The organism is Acinetobacter zhairuonensis, from assembly GCF_022601715.1.
Taxonomy (GTDB): Bacteria; Pseudomonadota; Gammaproteobacteria; order Pseudomonadales; family Moraxellaceae; genus Acinetobacter.
This window is the reverse complement of sequence record NZ_JAKVIM010000032.1, coordinates 1-5,579: the sequence shown is the minus strand read 5'-3', so window position 1 is coordinate 5,579 and position 5,579 is coordinate 1. Positions and strand designations below refer to the sequence as shown.

At 48.6% G+C, this 5,579-nt stretch carries 2 tRNA genes and 3 rRNA genes; all 5 read right to left on the bottom strand.

From position 1 onward, the window contains the following. Positions 1 to 47: 47 nt before the first annotated feature. Positions 48 to 162, bottom strand: a 5S ribosomal RNA gene (gene rrf, locus MKI85_RS16845). Positions 163 to 324: 162 nt separating this feature from the next. Beyond that, positions 325 to 3,218, bottom strand: a 23S ribosomal RNA gene (locus tag MKI85_RS16840). A 387-nt stretch (positions 3,219 to 3,605) separates the two neighbouring features. Further along, positions 3,606 to 3,681 (bottom strand) — tRNA-Ala (locus MKI85_RS16835). A gap of 58 nt (positions 3,682 to 3,739) precedes the next feature. Continuing rightward, positions 3,740 to 3,816 (bottom strand) — tRNA-Ile (locus MKI85_RS16830). 59 nt (positions 3,817 to 3,875) lie between these two features. Next, positions 3,876 to 5,412: ribosomal RNA gene (locus tag MKI85_RS16825) — 16S ribosomal RNA — on the bottom strand. The 16S, 23S and 5S rRNA genes sit together here with 2 tRNA genes alongside, the layout of an rRNA operon. Positions 5,413 to 5,579 lie beyond the last annotated feature (167 nt).

Genomic DNA, 5,579 nt, shown 5'->3' with positions numbered 1-5,579 from the left:
AAAAAACACCCCCTTCTTAGTAGAAGGGGGTGTTTTTAGAATTAATGAGCTGGCGATGACTTACTCTCACATGGGTAACCCCACACTACCATCAGCGCTAAGAGGTTTCACTTCTGAGTTCGGGAAGGGATCAGGTGGTTCACTCTTGCTATTGTCGCCAGCACAACTGTTTATGGATACTTGCTTAGTCTTACGTTTATGCTAAGGTTTTTTCCAAATGAGTTATTAACAGGTACATTTGAGTTGGATATTGTATCTAGCTTTATAACTAAATCAAGTTATTTGCAGTGCTTTGAACCACAACACCAACTGTTTGGGTGTTGTATAGTCAAGCCTCACGAGCAATTAGTATTGGTCAGCTTCACATATCACTATGCTTCCACATCCAACCTATCAACGTCGTAGTCTTCAACGGCTCTTTAGAGGACATAAAGTCCTAGGGAAATCTTATCTTGAGGTAGGCTTCCCGCTTAGATGCTTTCAGCGGTTATCCCTTCCGAACATAGCTACCCGGCGATGCGACTGGCGTCACAACCGGTACACCAGAGGTTCGTCCACTCTGGTCCTCTCGTACTAGGAGCAGATCCTCTCAAATTTCCAGCGCCCACGGTAGATAGGGACCGAACTGTCTCACGACGTTCTAAACCCAGCTCGCGTACCTCTTTAAATGGCGAACAGCCATACCCTTGGGACCTGCTTCAGCCCCAGGATGAGATGAGCCGACATCGAGGTGCCAAACACCGCCGTCGATATGAACTCTTGGGCGGTATCAGCCTGTTATCCCCAGAGTACCTTTTATCCGTTGAGCGATGGCCCTTCCATACAGAACCACCGGATCACTAAGACCTACTTTCGTACCTGCTCGACTTGTGGGTCTCGCAGTTAAGCGCGCTTTTGCCTTTATACTCTACGCGTGATTTCCGACCACGCTGAGCGCACCTTCGTACTCCTCCGTTACTCTTTAGGAGGAGACCGCCCCAGTCAAACTACCCACCAGACATGGTCCTCGTCCCGGATAACGGGACAGAGTTAGAACCTCAATATTACCAGGGTGGTATTTCAAGGACGGCTCCATTGGAACTAGCGTTCCAACTTCAAAGCCTCCCACCTATCCTACACAAGTAAGATCAAAGTTCAATGTCAAGCTGCAGTAAAGGTTCACGGGGTCTTTCCGTCTAGCCGCGGGTACACCGCATCTTCACGGCGAATTCGATTTCACTGAGCCTCTGCTGGAGACAGCGCCCCCATCATTATGCCATTCGTGCAGGTCGGAACTTACCCGACAAGGAATTTCGCTACCTTAGGACCGTTATAGTTACGGCCGCCGTTTACTGGGGCTTCGATCAAGAGCTTCGCTTACGCTAACCCCATCAATTAACCTTCCAGCACCGGGCAGGCATCACACCCTATACGTCCACTTTCGTGTTTGCAGAGTGCTATGTTTTTAATAAACAGTTGCAGGGGCCTGGTTTCTGTGGCTGCCAATAGCTCAAGGAGCAAGTCCTATCACCGTCAGCAGCGTACCTTCTCCCGAAGTTACGGTACCATTTTGCCTAGTTCCTTCAGCAGAGTTCTCTCAAGCGCTTTGGTCTACTCGACCTGACCACCTGTGTCGGTTTCGGGTACGATTCCTGTGTAACTGAAGCTTAGAGACTTTTCCTGGAAGCATGGTATCAGCCACTTCACTGTACAAGTACAGCTTGCTATCAGTTCTCAGCATAGAGTACCCCGGATTTGCCTAAGATACATGCCTACAACCTTTCACCTGGACAACCAACGCCAGGCTGACTTAACCTTCTCCGTCCTCTCATCGCATTACACAGAAGTATTGGAATATTAACCAATTTCCCATCGACTACGCCTCTCGGCCTCGCCTTAGGGGTCGACTCACCCAGCCCCGATTAACGTTGGACTGGAACCCTTGGTCTTTCAGCGAACGGGTTTTTCACCCGTTTTGTCGTTACTCACGTCAGCATTCGCACTTCTGATACCTCCAGCAGACTTCTCAATCCACCTTCATCGGCTTACAGAACGCTCCCCTACCACTTACGCTAATGCGTAAATCCGCAGCTTCGGCATATAGTTTTAGCCCCGTTACATCTTCCGCGCAGGCCGACTCGACTAGTGAGCTATTACGCTTTCTTTAAAGGGTGGCTGCTTCTAAGCCAACCTCCTAGCTGTCTATGCCTTCCCACATCGTTTCCCACTTAACTATAATTTTGGGGCCTTAGCTGGCGGTCTGGATTGTTTTCCTCTTGACTACGGACGTTAGCACCCGCAGTCTGTCTCCCGGATAGTACTCATAGGTATTCGGAGTTTGCATCGGTTTGGTAAGTCGGGATGACCCCCTAGCCGAAACAGTGCTCTACCCCCTATGGTATTCGTCCGAGGCGCTACCTAAATAGCTTTCGGGGAGAACCAGCTATCACCAGGCTTGATTAGCCTTTCACCCCTATCCACAAGTCATCCCCTGGCTTTTCAACGACAGTGGGTTCGGTCCTCCAGTTAGTGTTACCCAACCTTCAACCTGCTCATGGATAGATCGCCTGGTTTCGGGTCTACACCCAGCAACTAAACGCCCTATTAAGACTCGATTTCTCTACGGCTCCCCTATCCGGTTAACCTTGCTACTGAATGTAAGTCGCTGACCCATTATACAAAAGGTACGCAGTCACCGAACAAGTCGGCTCCCACTGCTTGTATGCATGCGGTTTCAGGATCTATTTCACTCCCCTCACAGGGGTTCTTTTCGCCTTTCCCTCACGGTACTGGTTCACTATCGGTCAGTCAGGAGTATTTAGCCTTGGAGGATGGTCCCCCCATATTCAGACAAGGTTTCACGTGCCTCGCCCTACTCGACATCATCATATCAGCCCTTTCGTGTACAGGACTATCACCCACTATGGTTGCACTTCCCAGAGCATTCCACTAAAACTGATATGACTTAATGGGCTTTTCCCCGTTCGCTCGCCGCTACTGAGGGAATCTCAATTGATTTCTTTTCCTAAGGGTACTGAGATGTTTCACTTCCCCTCGTTCGCCTTGCAACACTATGTATTCATGTTGCAATACCTACCTTATAGTAGGTGGGTTCCCCCATTCAGAAATCTCCGGATCACAGGATATTTGCCGCCTCCCCGGAGCTTATCGCAGGCTATTACGTCTTTCATCGCCTCTGACTGCCAAGGCATCCACCACATGCACTTAATTACTTGACTATACAACCCCAAACAGTCGTAGCACCTACAAGTAGTACTAAGACAGATCGATTGCTCGATCATACAGTTTGTTGCTTCGTGTACTTAAACACTGTACAGCTTCAATTCAAATTCACATACCAAAACGCTTGATTCAGTTAATTTCGCTAGTAACTCATTTCATTCAACATTAACAATTGCTTGTTAATCTTGCTTTCAATGAGTATGAACAAATTATTTCAACTCAAATATATTCTGTTAATGATTCACTACGTCTTCGTCAGATCGCAGTCAACTGTGATAAATCACAGAAGTTAACAAGACGCGCATATTACGCTAACTTCTTACTAATTTCTATAATCTAAAACATCGTTTGCTTGTTTCTTAGCTCATCGCATTGCGATGTGATGGTGGAGACTAGGAGAGTCGAACTCCTGACCTCCTGCGTGCAAAGCAGGCGCTCTACCAACTAAGCTAAGTCCCCAGCTTAAGATCTTAATATATCCTGTAAGTTTCTGTCGCTTTTATCAGCTTCGTAGACTTGGTGGGTCTGACAAGACTTGAACTTGTGACCCCACGCTTATCAAGCGTGTGCTCTAACCAACTGAGCTACAGACCCTCAGATACATCAATGAAGAACAACTTGTTGTGGATTCTTACCAATCGTCAATCTTTCGTTAAGGAGGTGATCCAGCCGCAGGTTCCCCTACGGCTACCTTGTTACGACTTCACCCCAGTCATCGGCCACACCGTGGTAACCGCCCTCTTTGCAGTTAGGCTAGCTACTTCTGGTGCAACAAACTCCCATGGTGTGACGGGCGGTGTGTACAAGGCCCGGGAACGTATTCACCGCGGCATTCTGATCCGCGATTACTAGCGATTCCGACTTCATGGAGTCGAGTTGCAGACTCCAATCCGGACTACGATCGGCTTTTTGAGATTAGCATCCTCTCGCGAGGTAGCAACCCTTTGTACCGACCATTGTAGCACGTGTGTAGCCCTGGTCGTAAGGGCCATGATGACTTGACGTCGTCCCCGCCTTCCTCCAGTTTGTCACTGGCAGTATCCTTAAAGTTCCCACCCGAAGTGCTGGCAAATAAGGAAAAGGGTTGCGCTCGTTGCGGGACTTAACCCAACATCTCACGACACGAGCTGACGACAGCCATGCAGCACCTGTATGTAAGTTCCCGAAGGCACCAATCCATCTCTGGAAAGTTCTTACTATGTCAAGACCAGGTAAGGTTCTTCGCGTTGCATCGAATTAAACCACATGCTCCACCGCTTGTGCGGGCCCCCGTCAATTCATTTGAGTTTTAGTCTTGCGACCGTACTCCCCAGGCGGTCTACTTATCGCGTTAGCTGCGCCACTAAAGCCTCAAAGGCCCCAACGGCTAGTAGACATCGTTTACGGCATGGACTACCAGGGTATCTAATCCTGTTTGCTCCCCATGCTTTCGTACCTCAGCGTCAGTATTAGGCCAGATGGCTGCCTTCGCCATCGGTATTCCTCCAGATCTCTACGCATTTCACCGCTACACCTGGAATTCTACCATCCTCTCCCATACTCTAGCTGACCAGTATCGAATGCAATTCCTAAGTTAAGCTCAGGGATTTCACATCCGACTTAATCAGCCGCCTACGCACGCTTTACGCCCAGTAAATCCGATTAACGCTCGCACCCTCTGTATTACCGCGGCTGCTGGCACAGAGTTAGCCGGTGCTTATTCTGCGAGTAACGTCCACTATCCAGTAGTATTAGTACTAGTAGCCTCCTCCTCGCTTAAAGTGCTTTACAACCAAAAGGCCTTCTTCACACACGCGGCATGGCTGGATCAGGCTTCCGCCCATTGTCCAATATTCCCCACTGCTGCCTCCCGTAGGAGTCTGGGCCGTGTCTCAGTCCCAGTGTGGCGGATCATCCTCTCAGACCCGCTACAGATCGTCGCCTTGGTAGGCCTTTACCCCACCAACTAGCTAATCCGACTTAGGCTCATCTATTAGCGCAAGGTCCGAAGATCCCCTGCTTTCCCCCGTAGGGCGTATGCGGTATTAGCATTCCTTTCGGAATGTTGTCCCCCACTAATAGGCAGATTCCTAAGCATTACTCACCCGTCCGCCGCTAAGATCAGTAGCAAGCTACTTCTCTCCGCTCGACTTGCATGTGTTAAGCCTGCCGCCAGCGTTCAATCTGAGCCATGATCAAACTCTTCAGTTTAAAATCATTAGTAGCTTATGGCTACAAATCTTGGCTCATCAATTTTCTGACATTAATTTCTCAAATAAACTTCGAGTAATTTCTACCATTCAATCAATGAAATATTTTCGATCGATCAATCAGTAAAAATCCACACAAGTTGTTCTTCATAATCTCTTAATGATCTT